This window comes from Hyella patelloides LEGE 07179 (assembly GCF_900659865.1).
Classification (GTDB): Bacteria; Cyanobacteriota; Cyanobacteriia; order Cyanobacteriales; family Xenococcaceae; genus Hyella; species Hyella patelloides.
In genome coordinates, this window is record NZ_LR213826.1 from 1 (window position 1) to 18,346 (window position 18,346).

Consider the following 18,346-nt stretch of genomic DNA (forward strand, 5'->3'; position numbering starts at 1 on the left):
AAAATTGGCTCATGTTTCTCGTCAAGAATTTATCATCATTCATGATAAACACTGGGGAATTGAGGCATTTCATCGTGCCATTAAGCAAGTCTGCGGTATTTGTCGATTTATGGTACGAAATAGTTGTGCAATTAAAACACACATATTTTGTTCACTTCAAGCATTTATTCGTTTGGAAAAAATGCGTTCAAATAGCTCAATTTCTAATTGGTATCAATTGCAAAGGAATCTATTCACTTTAGTAATTCGCGAATACATTTTAAGTAATCTTACAGATACTTTTGCCGTTTAGCATCCATGACAGTGATTTTTTGTCAATGCGTAAGTTCTATATTACATGAAATGTATGAAGCTTCTGACATAAGGCTCGTGAGCTTCCTTTATTAAAGAGCTATGGTTTAGTACTAATGGGAAACATATCGAGAAAGCTCACCTTGAATATTACTTAATATAACAACATAAATCAGGAAACAAAGCTCAAGAGCATATATAGTTACTGTTTAATTCAATAGTACTAAGGTGGTAACAGTACAAAACAATTATTTGCAGAGAAAGCTTTCAATTATAAAAACATTATTTTAATTTTTAGTCATAGAAACCAAAATATTACGCATTATTGTAAATATGCTAAGCCTAATAATTTTGTGTAGTAAATACCATATCTTGTAGTAAATATTATATTTAAACGATCCTAACTTATCTTGGGCAGAAAATATATTTATTGTCTGAGCTTGTTGGCTATTGAGTAAAGACAATAGTCGAATCATTTCCTTCCTGGAGTAAACTCTAAGACTGACCGATAATTTTTTATTCCTTATATACAATGATTATAAAGAAAACAGGGTTAGGAAAATTTTAGTTCTTAAATACTAATTAAAAAAGCTTGTTGCAGAGTTAGCAAGCAAGCCTGGCTTTCTTTGTGAATTACTGTTTTCCTCCAGATAACGCTAAGTTAAGAGATGACGTTATCAGTACTATTATACAGACAAATAGAATGGAACAGCTTTATCAATATGCCTGGTTGATTCCAGTGTTGCCTTTACTGGGTGCAATGCTGGTCGGAATCGGCTTAATATCTGTAAACAAAGCAACTAATAACCTCAGACAAATAGTTGCTGTCTTTATTGTTTCTATAATTGGCACCGCAATGGTGCTATCTTTTGCCCTATTTTGGAGTCAAATTCACGGACATGAAACTTATGGTCGTGCTATTGAATGGGCATCAGCAGGAGATTTTCATCTACAAGTGGGTTATACAATTGACCATCTTGCTTCTTTGATGTTGGTTATTGTCACCACTGTAGCTTTCTTGGTCATGATCTATACCGATGGTTATATGGCTCATGATCCTGGTTACGTGCGTTTTTACGCCTATTTAAGTATTTTTAGTTCTTCAATGTTGGGGCTTGTTATTAGCCCTAATTTGGTACAGATTTACATTTTCTGGGAATTAGTAGGGATGTGTTCTTACCTGCTGATTGGTTTCTGGTATGACCGTAAAGCTGCTGCGGATGCTTGTCAAAAGGCATTTGTCACTAACCGCGTGGGTGACTTTGGGCTATTGCTAGGGATGCTCGGTTTATACTGGGCTACTGGTAGCTTCGACTTTGCCGTTGTCGGGGAAAGATTAGAAGAATTAGTTACTTCTGGAGCTTTATCTGCTGGTTTAGCTACTTTATTTGCCGTTTTAGTCTTTTTGGGACCTGTAGCGAAGTCGGCACAATTTCCTCTCCACGTATGGCTACCTGATGCGATGGAAGGTCCTACACCCATTTCCGCGCTCATTCATGCTGCAACAATGGTAGCTGCGGGGGTTTTCTTAATCGCCAGAATTTACCCTATCTTAGAGTCTGTGCCTACTGCAATGACTATTATTGCTTGGACAGGAGCATTTACTGCTTTCTTGGGAGCAAGTATTGCTTTGACTCAAAATGATATCAAAAAGGGTTTGGCATACTCCACTATGTCCCAGTTGGGTTACATGGTGATGGCAATGGGTTTAGGTTCTTACAGTGCTGGTTTATTCCACCTAATGACCCACGCCTATTTTAAAGCAATGCTATTCCTCTGCTCTGGTTCTGTAATTCACGGTATGGAAGCGGTGGTAGGACATAATGCAGTCTTAGCTCAAGATATGCGTTTAATGGGCGGATTAAGAAAATATATGCCCATCACGGCGGGTACTTTTTTGATTGGTAATTTGGCTATTTGTGGGATTCCTCCTTTTGCTGGTTTTTGGTCTAAAGATGAAATTCTCGGACAAGCTTTTACTGCTAATCCCGTCCTTTGGGGTGTTGGTTGGGCAACTGCGGGCTTAACTGCCTTCTATATGTTCCGTATGTACTTTATGACCTTTGAAGGAGAGTTTCGCGGAAACGATGAGGGAATTCGTCAGCAATTATTAACCTCTGCGGGTGTTGCTTTTGGCCCTGGTGCAATGGATGCTGAAGAAGGCGCAACCCACGGACATGATGAATCTCCCCATGAGTCTCCTTTAACTATGGCACTACCTTTAGTACTTTTAGCAGTACCCTCCTTTGCTTTGGGTTGGATAGGTCGTCCTTGGGCAAATTACTTTGAAGAGTTCATTCATGCTCCAGGAGAAATTGTTTCCGAAATGGGTATTGAACCCTTTGATTTTCAAGAGTTTGCTATTATGGCGGGATTGTCTGTTGCCATTGCAACTGTAGGTATCATTGTTGCTTATTTGATGTATCGGGCGAAAAAAATCGATCCTGCTGCTATTGCCAAGAAATACCCTGCTCTTTACAGACTATCCCTTAATAAGTGGTATTTCGATGAAATTTACTACAACGTATTTATCGTCGGTTGTCGCCGTTTAGCCAGACAAATTATGGAAGTAGACTATCGCGTAGTAGATGGTGCTGTTAACTTAACTGGTTTGGCTACTTTGCTTAGTGGTGAAGGGCTAAAATATCTCGAAACTGGTCGCGCTCAATTCTATGCTTTGATAGTTTTTGCTGCAGTATTAGGTTTTGTTTTAGTTTTTAGCATAGTTTAAACGTAACTGTTTACTATAGCATATAGCGATCGCCTTTATTCAAAAAGCGATCGTTTTTTATTAACAAAATTAGGCGTTGTCTCATGGCGTTATGATTTTAGTTAGCGACTATAATCTTTTAAATAGAGGAAAAGCTACATATAATTAAAAGTAATACCATTTATAAAAAGTAAACGATCGGCTTAAGTATAGAAGTAAATCCGATTAAAAGAATTTAGTAATATCTTAAATTTAAATATTTTCGCTTTTATTGATTGACCTGGATTGATTTCTGATTTCTGATATCAAGGCTATGGATAAAATGGGCAATGCCCATATGTATGTAGTGTTTCCGCTTCTCAGTCAAACCGATTTTGTTAGCTTATTGACGCTTGCCTGATGGCACAAAATAAGAAGCTTTATAATTTTACAATCAAAACAATCATTGCAATTACTTGCTACTGATACAAATCTACCCTCTTAGTTACGGTTTAATTGGTAAACTGATATGTGTAAAAATATGAAATAAAACTTAATCAAAGCGAAGACCGACATTGTTAACTCCATTTACCCAGATTCAAAATGCGATCGCTAGTTGGTGGTCAGAATTTACTCTCCAAACGAAACTAATGGCAGCAGCAACCTTGGTGGTATCGCTGGTGATGAGTGGTTTGACATTTTGGGCGGTTAACACCATTCAACTGGATGCTAAGATGAATGATAATCGCTTTGGGAGTGATTTGGGTTTATTGTTAGCAAACAATACAGCACCTTTAATTGCAGAAGATGACTTTTCAGGTTTAGCCAGATTTTCTGGGAGATTTTTTCGTAGTACATCCAGTGTACGCTATATCATCTATGCAGATCGAAGTGGAGAAATCTTTTTTGGCATTCCCTATTCTCAAGCAGAAGTCCAAAACTCCCTCACCATCAAGCGTCACATTGAGTTACCAAGCGACTATGTTCCCCATAGCGACTTACCCTTTATTCGTCAGCATCAAACCCCAAATGGAGAAATAACTGATGTTTTTGTTCCATTGCATCATAACGGAAATTATTTGGGAGTTCTGGCTGTTGGCATCAATCCTAATGCAACCATAGTAGCTTCTTCTAATCTTACGAGAGATGTCACTATTTCGGTTTTTATTACCATCTGGGCGATGGTGATCTTGGGTAATGTATTTAATGCCTTGATGATTACCAAGCCGATTAAAGAATTATTAGTAGGAGTTAAAAATATTGCAGCGAAAAACTTTAAACAGCGCATTAATCTACCCCTTAGAGGAGAGTTAGGAGAATTAATTGCCAGCTTTAACTTAATGGCAGAAAAACTAGAAAAATATGAAGAACAAAATATAGAAGAATTAACTTCCGAAAAAGCCAGATTAGAAACCTTAGTTTCCACTATTGCCGATGGTGCAGTTTTAATTGATACAGATATGCAAATTATCTTAGTCAATCCCACTGCTAGACATATTTTTGACTGGGAAGGTAAAGACGTAAAAGGACAAAATATTTTGCATCATCTCCCTTCGGAACTAACAGTTAAACTGACCAAACCTCTGTACGATGTTATCGATGGCGAAGCTTCCAAGGGGCAAGTTGATAAGGAACAAGACGAAAAACCCTCATTACAAAAAGATTTACCTACAAAAGACGAATTTAGTATTAATTTGACCAAACCAGTAAGAAGAAGTGTCAGAGTTTTACTAAGTAAAGTTTTAGATCGAGAAAGAGAGAATATCCGAGGAATTGCTTTAACCGTTCAAGATATTACCCGCGAAGTAGAACTCAATGAAGCTAAAAGCCAATTTATTAGTAATGTCTCCCACGAATTGAGAACACCGCTATTTAATATCAAGTCTTTTATTGAAACTTTATCTGAGTACGGGGACGATCTTACAGAGGTGCAAAAGAAAGAATTTTTAGAAACAGCCAACCACGAAACAGACAGACTAACTCGTTTAGTTAATGATGTTCTAGATTTATCTCGTTTAGAAGCTTCTCGCAGCTACAATATGAGTGCAGTGGATTTAATTCAACCTGTAGAACAAACCCTCAGAACTTGCCAACTTAATGCCAAAGATCAAGGTATTACCTTGCACAAAGATATTGAAGAAGAACTTCCGCCAGTTTTAGGACATTACGATTTACTATTGCAAGTCTTCACAAATTTAGTCGGTAATGCTCTTAAATTTACTAATTCTGGAGGTAAAGTTACCATTAAAGCTTATAAAGTAACAGCAGAAGAATCTACTGCTATTTCTCATGTCAGAATCGAAGTTAAAGATACAGGAATTGGTATCCCCCCAGAAGACAAAGAAGCTATTTTTGAACGTTTTTTCCGTGTTGAAAACCGCGTTCATACCTTAGAAGGAACTGGCTTGGGGCTTTCTATTGTAAAAAATATTATTGATAAACATCACAGCCAAGTATTTATCGAAAGTGAAGTGGGAAAAGGCACTACTTTCTGGTTTGATTTGTCAGTGTATCGGGAAGCTCCAGAAGAGCCAAAATTAATTGTTAGTGACTAGATAATCATACTTTGTTAAACACTAGTTTACAACTTAGTAAGATAATAATCCTTTTTAAATTAGTGAGGTACACTCTAGCCCAGAACCCCTCTGCTTGTACGCGGAGTCTTGACGTTAATACGTAACGGGAGCATCCCACTTTTTCGATCAGGCAATTATACTTATCGCTAAAATGACCATTTTTCCAAGGTTTTTATACACTTGACAAAAAACAGAAATTAGGGGGTTGCATAAATGGGATACTCCCATACGTAAAGCTACGTATATCCGATTTATTCACAATAATGTCAGAACATTTAACATTTATTTATTATTTAATTGATAAAAGTAGCCAATTTTTTAATCAACCTAAAATAGTTAGAGGAATAATTGCATGAAAGACTTTACTGAACAGGAAATTAGTATTCAAAGAAAATACTATGCTGAAACAGCCCAAAAATATGAAGATACTCATGTTAATGAAAACGACGAACACTTTTTCGCTTTGTCTTTCATGCTTTCTATTCTCGAACTTTTAGAGATTAAATCAATTTTAGATATAGGATCTGGTACAGGTAGGACTGTTAAATACATTAAAAAATATCGACCAGAAATAAAAATTTTAGGTATAGAACCTGTTCCCGAATTAAGAAATATTGCTTATTCTCAAGGTATTAGTAAAAAAGAAGTGATTCCTGGGGATGCAACCAATTTACTTTTTAAAAATAATGAATTTGATTTGGTGTGTGAATTTGGGGTATTACATCATATTAGATATCCCGAAATTGCTGTTTCGGAAATGCTTAGGGTGGCCAAAAAGTCTATTTTTATCTCTGATGATAATTACCTAGGGCATGGGTCTTTTCTGACTAGATTAACCAAGTATTTTTTAGAATGTTTAGGTCTTTGGAAAGCTGCCCATTTAATTAAAACAAAAGGTAAAGGATACACAATATCCGAAGGGGATGGATTATCGTATCCTTACTCTGTATTTAATAATTATCAACAAATTAAAAAACAATGTCGGAAAATTCATTTATTGAATACAAAAAATAGTAACATTAATCTTTATCGTACTGCTTCTCATATAGCTTTGTTAGGAATTAAATAGATGGTAAAGTTGATTGAGCTAAATGGGATGTAATATCTTTTTCAGAAAGAAGAAACCAAAACTAAGATAACTCTACTGGGTTATTTTGCTCTTGCCCAATAATTTCTAATTTCAGTCTAATATTAATACTATATAGAAAAAAGCAGAAGTGGTATGTATGATTATCGATCCGCAAAAAGTATCTGGTAAAAAAAGCTCCAATTATCCTCAACAATTTCAAGCTTTAGTAGCAGGAAGAATTAAGAAAAAACTGGGAAATGTAGTAGGGTTAAAAAATTTTGGGGTTAACTTGGTAACACTCGAACCAGGAAGTAGTTCCGCCCTTAGACACTGGCATACTAAACAAGATGAATTTATTTACATTTTGTCTGGGGAAGCTACTTTAGTTACTAATGCTGGTGAACAGATTTTACAAGCGGGAATGGCAGCAGGATTTCCAGCAGGAGAAGAAAATGGACATCATTTGCTTAATCGTTCAGATGCAGATGTAGTTTATCTAGAAATTGGCGATCGCACTTCCGAAGATACGGTAGATTATCCTGACGACGATCTGATTGCAAAAGACAAAGATGGTGTCTGGATTTTCACTCACAGAGACGGCAGGTTTTATAATTCTTAGTGGTGGCAACAATAAATAATCTAATTTCATGAATCAAACTCCAGTTTTACAAAGTATTAGTCCCCTAATTCCAGGTGGCGACGATCTAAAAGCAACAGTCGCTTTCTACGAACAAAAACTTGGCTTTAAATGTATCCATAAAGAAGGCGATCCAATTCACATGGCAATTGTTCAAAGAGATTCAACCCAAATTTTTCTGATTCAGAATGAAGATAAACACTTAGCAGAAGGAACATCCTTACGTATCCAAGTTGAAGGGATCGAGCAACTAGATCGAGAATTTCAAAATAAAGATGCAGCAATGATTCATCCTAACGGCAAATTAGAAACAAAACCTTGGGGAGTGAAAGAATTTGTTGTTCTCGATCCGATGGGAGTTTGCATTACTTTTTGGGAAATGGCTCAAACCTAAAAATCTGAAATCAGTAGATAGGTTTCATTAGATAGAACAAAATCAAAGAATTAGGAGTTCAGCAGAAATATTCGGAATTTATGCCATTTTCCCTGTATTAGCTGAAGAGATAAAAAAAATTTTTGATTAATAAAAAAAGCCCAAATCCTTGTCTTAACTGTTATCTATTACCAATGATCTTAACCAAAATTGACCTGCTTCCTTCCGTTCAATTTGATGTTAATCGTTGTCTAGAATACGCCCAACAAGTCAATCTTCAGATTTCAATCTTTCAAGTTTCTGCAACCACAGGTGCTGGTTTAAATAATTGGTATTATTTTATAATCAAACTAAATTGTTGTTTTTTGTTATTTATGTTTGTGAATCGATTTTCTTTTCATGATGCTGGGAAGTAAATGGAGGGATCGACATTTTACAAGCATCCACGTCTCCTTTAATGTATACATCAAGTAATTCACAGTAACCCCACCTATAACCTTTTAATTTAAAATGACGACAAAAGCAGCAATGATACTTTTGACGCTTGCTGAATTCATCAGTGTTCATTTTTTATTTTTTTTATTTTTATTTTTTATCTAACTAATATCAAGTTTAACTCTTTGTAACGCTGGAAAAATAAAGTTTATTTACTATTTGATAACGAGCAAATAGATAACATTACTCTGGATAATTGACAATTATTGATTAATAAAATTTCACAAAGCTAATACCGATGTTGAGTCAGATACTGTTGGCGAATTCAAAAAACACCTTTTCAGGAGATCGCTAGTTTTCGATTTGCTAATTTCTGAGAATGAGAAATACGGGTTTGAGCAAGAGGAACTCAACTCCTTCGAGCCCAGCGCAAATTCTCTCTAAATTAATTGCTGCTGCGGTCAAATCGCTCGTCAATAATATGTTGTAGACGAGTTTTCGCCAATCCAATGTCACGATTTAATTGAAAATAATAATGTCAGTTCAAGTGCGATCTCACCTTGCTCATCAAGTTTCTCAGTAAAAAGTTATTGAATGCTTAATTTGAATCGATCTACAGGTAGAGAAATCCGAACAGAGAAAGTAGTGTAATCTTCAGAATTCATTAACCACCAAAATAAGGCAAAATCGATCGCTAGAATAGTGAAATAACTGTGAGTTAACTTAAGGAAACTATGGCTGTACTGGAAAAAGGTAATATTACGATCCATACCGAGAATATCTTTCCGATTATTAAAAAATCTCTCTATACGGATCATGAAATATTCTTACGAGAATTAATTTCTAATGGTGTTGATGCTACATCCAAGCTTAAGATGGCATCTTTAGCAGGAGAATCTACCGGAGAAGTACCCGAACCCAAAATTACCATTGCGGTAGACTCTACTAAAAAAACTCTATCTGTTACCGATAATGGTATCGGAATGACCGCCGATGAAGTTAAAAAATATATCAATCAGGTAGCATTTTCTAGCGCAGAAGACTTTATTACTAAATACGAAAAATCTGCTAGCGATTTAATTGGTCATTTTGGTTTGGGTTTTTATTCTGCTTTTATGGTGGCAAAGCAAGTAGAAATTGACACCCTATCTTATAAAGAAGGTGCAACTGCTGTCCATTGGTCTTGTGATGGTTCACCAGAATTTGAATTAATTGAATCTGAGAGAAAGGCTGTCGGTACTACTATTACTCTGCATCTCCAAGACGAGGAAGGAGAATATGCAGAAATTCCCAGAGTTAAGCAGTTAGTTAAAACCTACTGCGACTTTATCCCTGTAAAAATCGTTCTTGATGGAGAACAGATTAACAGACAGCGAGCTATTTGGAAAGAATCACCCCAAAGCCTTACTGACGAGGATTATTTAGAATTCTATCGCTATCTATATCCCTTCCAAGAAGCTCCCTTACTATGGGTACATCTCAATACAGACTATCCTTTCTTACTTAACGGTATTCTCTACTTCCCCAAACTAAAACCCGATGTTGATGTTACCAAAGGACAGATGAAACTGTTTTGTAACCAAGTATTTGTCAGTGATAGTTGCGAGGAAATTATTCCTGACTTTTTAATGCCATTACGGGGAGTCTTAGATAGTCCTGATATTCCTCTTAATGTATCCCGTAGTGCTTTAACGAGCGATCGCACTGTGAAACGTATAGCTGATTTTATCACGAAAAAAATTGGCGCGAAACTAAAATCGATTTATAACGAAGATCGCAGTAAGTATATTAGTTCTTGGGCAGATGTCGGAACGTTTGTTAAATACGGTTGTATTAAAGATGAAAAATTTCGCAAACAAGTAGAAGACTTTATTATTTATCGCACCACTTATGGTGAAGATGCTAAAGCCGAAGCAGAAGCACCCAAGGTAGAAATACAAACAGATTCAGGGGATGATGCATGGGAAAGTGTAGACGACAAAGAAAATACTACCCCTAGCGAACCCTATACTACTCTGCAAGAGTATCTAGACCGCAATAAAGAGAAACATGAAAATAAAGTATTCTATTGTAGTGACCCTTCTACCCAAGGAACTTATGTAGAACTCTACAAAAATCAAGGTTTAGAAGTTCTTTTCTTAGATTCTTTTATTGACACTAATTACTTTGTCCCTTTCCTAGAAAGAGAAAAAACCGATGTGCAATTTTCCAGAGTAGATTCTGAACTAGATGATACCCTAGTAGAAGAAGATAAAGCACAAGAAATAGTTGACCCTGCAACTAATAAAACTCGTAACGATATTATCAAAGAAATCTTTGAAAAAGCCCTCGATAAACCTCAAGTAAATATCAAAACCCAAGCCATCAAATCTAACGATGCACAAGGAACTCCTCCTGCAATGGTATTGTTACCAGAAGCTATGCGGAGACTACAGGAAATGACCGCCTTAATGCAAGAAAAAACAATGGACTTTCCTGACAATCATATCTTGTTAATTAATACTAGCCATCCTCTAATTCAAAACATTATTGACCTCAATAAAGGTTCAATCGTGGATGCATCTGGTAACTCTAGTAATGCTGAATTTGTGAACATGATGTGCTTGCACATTTATGATTTAGCATTGATGGCACAAAAAGCTTTTGATGCTGAAGGAATGAAAGCTTTTGTGGAGCGTTCTAATAAGGTTTTAACCCAGTTAACACAAAAATAATTAATTAACTTATGGCTCGTTGTTAATTAGATATTTAAACAATGAGATAATTATTTAATTTGATTGTAGTAGGGTGGGCAATGCCCACCCTACTTTTTTGGCTTAATTTAATTATGTCAACCAATAATTATTGGTTATCCAACTATTATCAACCTTAGAATCAATAGACTTTAGTGTGTTAATTATGTTTTCAATATTTTTAATATTTTCTTTTGCTTCTTGTAATGAAGGTAAATTAAAATGCTTTTCCCATTGAGTTTGTTCTGCTGTGATATTAAGGATATCTTTAAATGCTTTTATTGAATTGTCTTTTTCATCTTCATCACTTGATATGTATGCTTTATAATGTATTAAGTTATTTCTATGATTTAAAATTTTCTGGAGTTGCAATATTATATCTTTTATTAAATGATAAGGTTGATTACTCTTTTCAAGAACCATAATTATTTTTATGATGGTATCATTTAATGGGTTTTGTTTGACGATGCCATACTTAGAACTTAAATCAGCTTTTTTTGGGCTTATCTTTTTTGGTCTTATCTGATTTTTGGAAATTCCATTAGATACCACATAATAGTTAACAACAGCTTCCATTGCTAACATTGAAAAGACAACAGATACAGTTATTGCTTTATGTATTTTCTTTTCTAAAAAATGACGTTCTTGATGAGACAGTTCATTTTCTTGGATACCCAAACCAGTTGCTCTTTTGAAACCACCACCCGTATAGGTTCTTTCCTCAATTTCCGTATCAGCTTGAATCGCTATCTCTAGATTTTCTTTCGCTATTGCAAAATATAAATCATGATTAATTTTATCTTGAAATAACTTAATCTGTTCATTCATATCATCTTTATCTAATTCAATATCAACACTCTCTGCGTCTTTGCTAAGTTAGCATTCCCTTTACCCCAAATGCGATGGGGATAAACACGAAGATGTGACTGGTGTAAACGTCTTTGTGTGACTCAAGAACCACAAACAAGCAAAAATAACTTAAATAGCGATCGCCATAATCTATCCTACTATCAAAGTATTACACTTCAAAAAGAGATCTAGATAATTCTGATTGGCGAATAATCAAGTTTCATATTCTAGTTGGAATTGAGTAATAATTAGTAATAGGTATAGTAATAGTAGAATTTTTCAAACGCCTTTGCACAATTAGATGACTACCTTATTGCCTGGCTTTAACAAAATCATGTTGTTCTAAAATTTTACAAACTTCTTTGCCATGCTCGAATTTGCAATTTACCCAACATTTATCTCCAGTTTAGACTAAATTTATGAGCTAGCTTAATCTAATATCTAATAAAGTTAGTTTAAACTACAGTTATCTTAGTTTTATCGCCAATTATGTTTAACGGTTATCAAATTATCCAACAAATTCATGAAACTGCTAACTCGTTAGTTTATCGAGGAATTAGAGAACAAGATTCTACTTCAGTAATTATTAAACTTATAAAAGATAATGAGCCGAAATCAGAAATAATTTTTCATTATCGAAGAGAATATGAAATACTACGTTCTTTAAATGTTTCAGGGATAATTAAAGCCTACGATCTTAAGCAACACGGACATCGATTGGCGATAATTTTAGAAGATTTTCAGGGAAAATCGTTACAGAGTTTGTTCAATCGAATTCTCTGGGAAACAGGCAAATTTTTATCGATTAGTATAAAAATTAGCGAGGCATTAGCTGCGATTCATACAGCTAATGTGATTCATAAAAATATTAATCCCAGTAATATTGTTTTCAATCCTCACACTGGTCAATTAAAGTTTATTGATTTTGGCATTGCTACAGTTTTATCGCGGGAAAATTCTGCTGTCAAAGACCCCGATTGTTTAGAAGGAACTTTGGCATATATCTCTCCCGAACAGATCGAGAGAATGAATCTAATATTAGATTACCGTACCGATCTTTATTCTTTGGGGGTCATGTTTTACGAACTAATCACCCAAGAATTACCTTTTGCTTGTGATGAGCAGATGAAGTTAATTCATTCGCACTTAGCAATACAACCTAAACCTCCTCACCAAATCAATTCCGTTATACCACCTATAGTTTCTCAAATAGTGATGAAACTAATGGCAAAAAATGCCGAAGATCGCTATCAAAGTGCATTAGAGCTTAAGTCTGATTTAGAGTATTGTTTAATTCAATGGCAAGAAACAGGAACGATTCAAGAATTTGAATTAGAGCAAAGAGCTATTGGCGATCGCACATTGGTTGAAGAAAAAATCTTTAAACAGGACGAGGGCGACAGATGGCTTGAAAGTACACACACACCCTCTATAAATTCTCAAGAGAAAATAGTAGGAACTGTTGGAACTGCTGTGGATATTAGCGACTGCCAAGCTGCGGAACAAAAACTATACCAGTCTCAACAACTTCTTCAACTTGTACTCGACACAATTCCTCAATTCGTTTTTTGGAAAGACATCAATTCTGTGTACCTTGGCTGTAATCAAAAGTTTGCCAATGTCGCAGGACTAAATTCTCCCAAAGAAATCATTGGAAAAACTGATTACGATCTAGCTTGGAAGCCTGAAGAATCGCAATTCTTTATTGAATGCGATCGCAGTGTCATGTCTAGCGGTCTAGCCGAACTGGGAATCGTTGAACCTGTACTCACTGCCGAGGGAGTGCAAACTTGGGTACAAACCAATAAATCGCCTCTGCGTGATGCTGATGGAACGGTGATAGGTATCCTTGGCGCATATCAAGATATTACCAAGGAAAAAGAAGCTGAACAGGCTCTTAAAGGATTAAATGAAGAACTTGAAAACCGAGTTGCCGAAAGGACAGCAGCACTAGCAGCAACAAATAAAGCTTTAGCAGAAGCAAAGGAATTAGCCGATAGTGCCAATCAAGCCAAAAGTGAATTTCTGGCTAATATGAGTCACGAATTACGTACTCCTCTTAATGCGATTCTCGGTTTTACGCAAATTATGAAGCGAGATAAATCGGCAACGCAATCTCAATTAGAAAAACTAGCAATTATTAATCGTAGTGGCGAACATTTACTGGCTTTGATTAATGATGTCTTAGATATGTCAAAAATTGAAGCAGGACAAGCTGAGTTAAATCTTCAAAGCTTTGACTTACACTATCTTCTTAATACTACAAAAACAATGTTGGAGTTTAAATTTGATAGTAAAGGTTTAAAGCTTTTATTTGAGCGTCATCCTGACATACCAAAATATATTCGTACTGATGAACAGAAATTACGTCAGGTATTAATTAATCTACTTAATAATGCTCTCAAATTTACCACTGAAGGTAGCGTAATTCTTCGAGTCCAAAAAGCTCCTACAGATAATCAGACATTGTTCTTTGAAATTGAAGATACTGGAGCGGGTATTTTACCAGAAGAATTGGATACTCTATTTGAGGCTTTTACTCAAACCGAAACTGGCAGAACTTCAAAAGAAGGAACGGGCTTGGGTTTGCCTATCAGTCGTAAATTCGTGCAACTTATGGGAGGAGACATTAGCGTCAGCAGCGAGTTAGGAAAAGGGACTATCGTAAAATTTAGCATTGTTGCTGAACCAGGAATTGAAGAGGAACTAATGTCCTCCAAACCAACCAAAAAAGTTATGGGTTTAAAACCTAATCAACCTATTTATCGTATCTTGGTAGTTGATGATATCTCTGAAAATCGCCAAATAGTTGTACAACTCTTAGAACCAATGGGGTTTGAAATCCAAGAAGCTGCTAACGGCGACGAAGCAATTAGAATCTGGTCAGAGTGGCAGCCTCATCTAATTTTAATGGATATGCGGATGCCTATAATAGATGGTTATGAAGCTACTAAACGGATCAGATCACACCTAGAAAATCGTAGGACTTATATTATTGCTTTAACGGCATCTTCTTTTGAGGAGGAAAAAGCTATCGTGCTGGCAACTGGGTGTGACGATTTTATTCGCAAGCCCTTTAAAGAAGAAGTTTTGTTTGACAAAATAAAGCAATATTTGGGAGCCAGTTACGTTTATGCTACCAATGCTCAATCAGAGGCTATTCAATCTGATGTGGCATTAGAGTCTATTTCTCTAGATGTAATGCCCCGCGAGTGGTTATCTCAACTAGAAAAAGCTGCGTTTGTATTAGACGAAAAAACACTTGCTGATTTACTGAGTCAAATACCAGATGAACATACTTCGATCGCAAAAGCACTTCAGAAGAAAATTGATGATTTTGCTTTTGATGATGTTGTCAATCTAGTTCAACAAACTATTTCAAGTTAGCTTTTGATTGTTCCCCAATCCTATGAACGTACAAAACAATAATCTTAATTTAGAACACAATAATGTTCAGAATATCTTGATTGTTGACGATGTTGCCGACAACTTACGATTACTATCGGGTATACTTCGCAAACAAGGTTATGAAGTTCGCTGTGCCAGAAATGGCTCTTCTGCTTTGAATGCTGTAACTGCAATAATTCCCAATTTGATTCTGCTCGATATTCAAATGCCCGATCTCAATGGCTATGAAGTATGTCAAAAGCTGAAAAAGAAGCCCAAAACCAGAGACATTCCCATAATTTTTCTTAGTGCTTTAGATGATGTCCAAAATAAAGTCAAGGGTTTTGAACAGGGAGGAGTAGACTACATAACAAAACCTTTTCAGGTTGAAGAAATTTTAATTAGAGTGAAAAATCAACTTGCTCTTCAATCAGCCAAAGCGGAGATTCATCAACTCAATCAAATACTACAACGAAAAATACAAAATGAAAAACAACGTACAAATGAACTGGAATTTATCAATCATAAGCTACAACAAGAAATTATTGCTCGCCAAAAAGTAGAACAACAATTGATTCATAATTCGCTACATGACAGTTTAACAGGGTTACCCAATCGCTCTTTGTTGATGAAAAAGCTCGATATCGCTATTCAAAAAACGAACAGCAATTCAAATTATCTGTTCGCTTTACTTTTTATCGATCTAGATTGCTTTAAAAAGATTAACGATACTTTAGGGCATTTGATTGGAGATAAGTTATTAGTTGCCGTCGCCAAGTTACTTCCCGAAGGTTTAAGAAATAAAGATACAGTGGCTCGTTTAGGAGGAGATGAATTTGTAATTCTGTTAGATGATATTGAATCACTACAAGATACTACAATAGTAGTCAATCGTCTTTTAGAAAAACTCAAGGGAACTTTTCAGATAGATGATTTTACTGTCACTATTGGTGCCAGTATTGGCATCGCCATTAGTTCTCCTAATTACCAAAACAGTTCTCAAATTTTGCAGGATGCAGATCTAGCTATGTATCGAGCCAAGGAAAACGGCAAAGGACATTATGAAATGTTCGATCGAGCTATGTATATCCCCAATTTTAAGTTTTTAAATAGTTCAAGGGGTGACGATCGACTCGAAAGCATAATGAAAAGTAAACAGAGTCAAGAAATGGTAAAAAAAGAGGGGAAAAACTAATTGAAAATCCCCCCAGCCAATTACGACAGGGACAAGCCCACTTCGCTGATAACTGCTGTTAAGCTGCTACATTTGGCTGATTGACAAGAACATGGAGGTAAATTTAGTTTACGTCTTTGAATCATCTTCCGTTACAGCCTGTTCCTCCAACCGATTGGTAGAAGAAAAAAAGAATAGAAAGTAATTATCAAGGATATTAAGCCCTGAATTGATATCAGAATGCGCTTTAAAATGATACGAGCAACATTTAAACTTAGACTTTTTACATAATTCTTTTGTTGGCGGAGATTTAGGAATTACCCGTTTTCTAACACTATCAAATCAAAAAGACTATGAACTATTAAATATCTTTAAAAAACTCAAAGCTAAATTAGCTAAACTGCCAAAAAAATTAGCTAAGAAAGAAAATTTTTCAAATAGATGAAGACGATTAAAAGCTAAAATAACTAAACTGCACATCCGCATCACTAACACTCGTAACGACTATTTGCAGAAGATTTTTCGGGAAATCAGCAAAAACCACGCAATAGTAATTCTTGAAGACTTAAAGATAGCCAATATGACGGGGTCGGCTAAAGGAACTGTAGATGACCTATTAGCGATCGCCTTAACTAATAACCACCAACAAAAAATATCTGTCCTCTTCATGGGACAATTTGAAGACAAATTGATGTATTTTAAGATAAGTCACAGACTGTGAAGCTTAATCTCTATTTAACCTAATAAACTTCTTATGCGTATTGCCTTATTTACAGAAACTTTCTTACCTAAAGTAGACGGTATTGTAACTCGCTTGCGTCATACTATTGAACATTTAGAACGTCATGGCGATCGCGTTTTGGTAGTAGCTCCCGATGGGGGACTGACAGAATATAAAGGAGCGAAAATACACGGTGTTCCTGGTTTACCTTTACCCTTATATCCTGAGTTAAAGTTAGCACTACCCTCTGTAGGGACAAAAGAGGTTATTGAAAAATTTAATCCCGATTTAATTCATGTCGTTAATCCCGCAGTTTTAGGCTTAGGAGGCATCTATTACGCAAAAACTCTCAATAAACCCTTAGTAGCCTCCTATCACACCCATTTACCCCAATATCTGCATCATTACGGTTTAGGAGCAATAGAAGGAGTATTCTGGGAATTTCTTAAAGCAACTCATAACCAAGCAAAACTCAATCTTTGCACCTCTACAGTAATGGTTAATGAGTTAGTCAATCACGGTATTGAAAGAGTGGATTTATGGCAACGGGGAGTGGATACAGAAATGTTTCAACCCAGTTTAGCTTCTAAGCAAATGCGATCGCGTTTATCAGAGGGAAATCCCGATAGTCCTTTATTACTCTATGTTGGTCGCGTTTCAGCCGAAAAACAAATTGATGAGATTAAACCAGTCTTAGAAGCTATCCCCGAAGCACGTTTAGCCATAGTAGGAGATGGGCCAAATAGAGAAGCTTTAGAAGCCCACTTTGCAGAGACAAACACTAATTTTGTGGGGTACTTAGAGGGTTTAGAATTAGCCTCTGCTTATGCTTCTGCTGATGCTTTTGTCTTCCCTTCCCGCACAGAAACTTTAGGCTTAGTTTTACTAGAAGCAATGGCTGCGGGTTGTCCTGTGGTAGCTGCTAACTCTGGCGGTATTCCTGATATTGTCACCGAAGGAGAAAATGGTTATCTGTTTGAAGTAGACGATCCTAATGGTGCAATTACCGCTACTAAACGCTTATTAGAGGCAAAAGAAGAGAGAGAGCAATTAAGAGCTAATGCTCGTCAAGAAGCGGAAAGATGGGGCTGGGCTGCTGCAACCAAACATTTACAAGGTTATTATCGCGCTGTTGTCGAATCTGAAGTTTTATCTTCTGCTGCGTAAATTAAGGAAAAATGAGTAGGAATCAAGAATAAGTTAGAAATTTAGTTACAGGGTGTGTGGAACGTTAGCGCAACCCATACTAATACCCATAAAATCGCTTATTCTCCCACCATAATGCAAATATTAGTGTCAGTCTACTTCGATCTTTGGCTTGTTACTCTTCAGATATTTTGGAAAAAAAATACAGTAAATTAAAAAGTTATTAATGGTGGGCTACGACACGAATCAAAATCTATTGCTTTATTC

The 18,346-nt window shown here is 35.9% G+C and carries 10 protein-coding genes and 3 pseudogenes; 12 read left to right on the forward strand and 1 reads right to left on the reverse strand.

Going from position 1 to position 18,346, the window contains the following annotated elements; genetic code table 11:
• From H1P_RS11720 to htpG, 8 genes and pseudogenes are all read left to right on the forward strand, one after another.
• Positions 1–292 (forward strand): annotated as a pseudogene (locus tag H1P_RS11720) (IS701 family transposase); the annotation flags it as partial.
• Between the two features lie 702 nt (positions 293–994).
• On the forward strand, positions 995–3,022 hold the full coding sequence (locus tag H1P_RS11725; protein ID WP_144867303.1) for an NAD(P)H-quinone oxidoreductase subunit 5: 2,028 nt from the start codon (positions 995–997) through the stop codon (positions 3,020–3,022).
• 608 nt (positions 3,023–3,630) lie between these two features.
• Positions 3,631–5,535 (forward strand): two-component system sensor histidine kinase NblS, encoded by a 1,905-nt coding sequence (gene nblS / locus H1P_RS11730; RefSeq protein WP_144867319.1) that lies wholly within the window; start codon positions 3,631–3,633, stop codon positions 5,533–5,535.
• 373 nt (positions 5,536–5,908) lie between these two features.
• Positions 5,909–6,625 (forward strand): class I SAM-dependent methyltransferase, encoded by a 717-nt coding sequence (locus H1P_RS11735; RefSeq protein WP_144867304.1) that lies wholly within the window; start codon positions 5,909–5,911, stop codon positions 6,623–6,625.
• A gap of 157 nt (positions 6,626–6,782) precedes the next feature.
• Positions 6,783–7,244 (forward strand): cupin domain-containing protein, encoded by a 462-nt coding sequence (locus tag H1P_RS11740; RefSeq protein WP_144867305.1) that lies wholly within the window; start codon positions 6,783–6,785, stop codon positions 7,242–7,244.
• A gap of 28 nt (positions 7,245–7,272) precedes the next feature.
• Positions 7,273–7,656 (forward strand): glyoxalase superfamily protein, encoded by a 384-nt coding sequence (locus H1P_RS11745; RefSeq protein ID WP_144867306.1) that lies wholly within the window; start codon positions 7,273–7,275, stop codon positions 7,654–7,656.
• A gap of 173 nt (positions 7,657–7,829) precedes the next feature.
• Positions 7,830–8,051, forward strand: a pseudogene (locus H1P_RS39345) (hypothetical protein); the annotation flags it as partial.
• Between the two features lie 753 nt (positions 8,052–8,804).
• On the forward strand, positions 8,805–10,784 hold the full coding sequence (gene htpG / locus H1P_RS11755) for a molecular chaperone HtpG (RefSeq protein ID WP_144867307.1): 1,980 nt from the start codon (positions 8,805–8,807) through the stop codon (positions 10,782–10,784).
• 111 nt (positions 10,785–10,895) lie between these two features.
• On the opposite strand, the gene H1P_RS11760 is transcribed toward htpG, so the two are convergent.
• Positions 10,896–11,630 carry a hypothetical protein gene (locus H1P_RS11760; protein WP_144867308.1) on the reverse strand — a complete coding sequence of 245 codons (735 nt, stop codon included), beginning with the start codon at positions 11,628–11,630 and terminating at the stop codon, positions 10,896–10,898.
• Between the two features lie 510 nt (positions 11,631–12,140).
• Between H1P_RS11760 and H1P_RS11765 the strand changes: the two genes are divergently transcribed.
• From H1P_RS11765 to H1P_RS11780, 4 genes and pseudogenes are all read left to right on the forward strand, one after another.
• On the forward strand, positions 12,141–15,038 hold the full coding sequence (locus H1P_RS11765; protein WP_144867309.1) for a protein kinase domain-containing protein: 2,898 nt from the start codon (positions 12,141–12,143) through the stop codon (positions 15,036–15,038).
• Between the two features lie 22 nt (positions 15,039–15,060).
• Positions 15,061–16,233 carry a diguanylate cyclase domain-containing protein gene (locus H1P_RS11770; protein ID WP_144867310.1) on the forward strand — a complete coding sequence of 391 codons (1,173 nt, stop codon included), beginning with the start codon at positions 15,061–15,063 and terminating at the stop codon, positions 16,231–16,233.
• Between the two features lie 439 nt (positions 16,234–16,672).
• Positions 16,673–16,933, forward strand: a pseudogene (locus tag H1P_RS11775) (hypothetical protein); the annotation flags it as partial.
• A gap of 33 nt (positions 16,934–16,966) precedes the next feature.
• Complete coding sequence (locus H1P_RS11780) at positions 16,967–18,100, forward strand: glycosyltransferase family 4 protein (protein ID WP_144867312.1); 1,134 nt, start codon at positions 16,967–16,969, stop codon at positions 18,098–18,100.
• Positions 18,101–18,346 lie beyond the last annotated feature (246 nt).

Coding starts and splice junctions, on each gene's coding strand:
- H1P_RS11725 (WP_144867303.1), top strand. CDS start 995: ATGGAACAGCTTTATCAATATGCCTGGTTGATTCCAGTGTTGCCTTTA.
- nblS (WP_144867319.1), top strand. CDS start 3,631: ATGGCAGCAGCAACCTTGGTGGTATCGCTGGTGATGAGTGGTTTGACA.
- H1P_RS11735 (WP_144867304.1), top strand. CDS start 5,909: ATGAAAGACTTTACTGAACAGGAAATTAGTATTCAAAGAAAATACTAT.
- H1P_RS11740 (WP_144867305.1), top strand. CDS start 6,783: ATGATTATCGATCCGCAAAAAGTATCTGGTAAAAAAAGCTCCAATTAT.
- H1P_RS11745 (WP_144867306.1), top strand. CDS start 7,273: ATGAATCAAACTCCAGTTTTACAAAGTATTAGTCCCCTAATTCCAGGT.
- htpG (WP_144867307.1), top strand. CDS start 8,805: ATGGCTGTACTGGAAAAAGGTAATATTACGATCCATACCGAGAATATC.
- H1P_RS11760 (WP_144867308.1), bottom strand. CDS start 11,630: ATGAATGAACAGATTAAGTTATTTCAAGATAAAATTAATCATGATTTA.
- H1P_RS11765 (WP_144867309.1), top strand. CDS start 12,141: ATGTTTAACGGTTATCAAATTATCCAACAAATTCATGAAACTGCTAAC.
- H1P_RS11770 (WP_144867310.1), top strand. CDS start 15,061: ATGAACGTACAAAACAATAATCTTAATTTAGAACACAATAATGTTCAG.
- H1P_RS11780 (WP_144867312.1), top strand. CDS start 16,967: ATGCGTATTGCCTTATTTACAGAAACTTTCTTACCTAAAGTAGACGGT.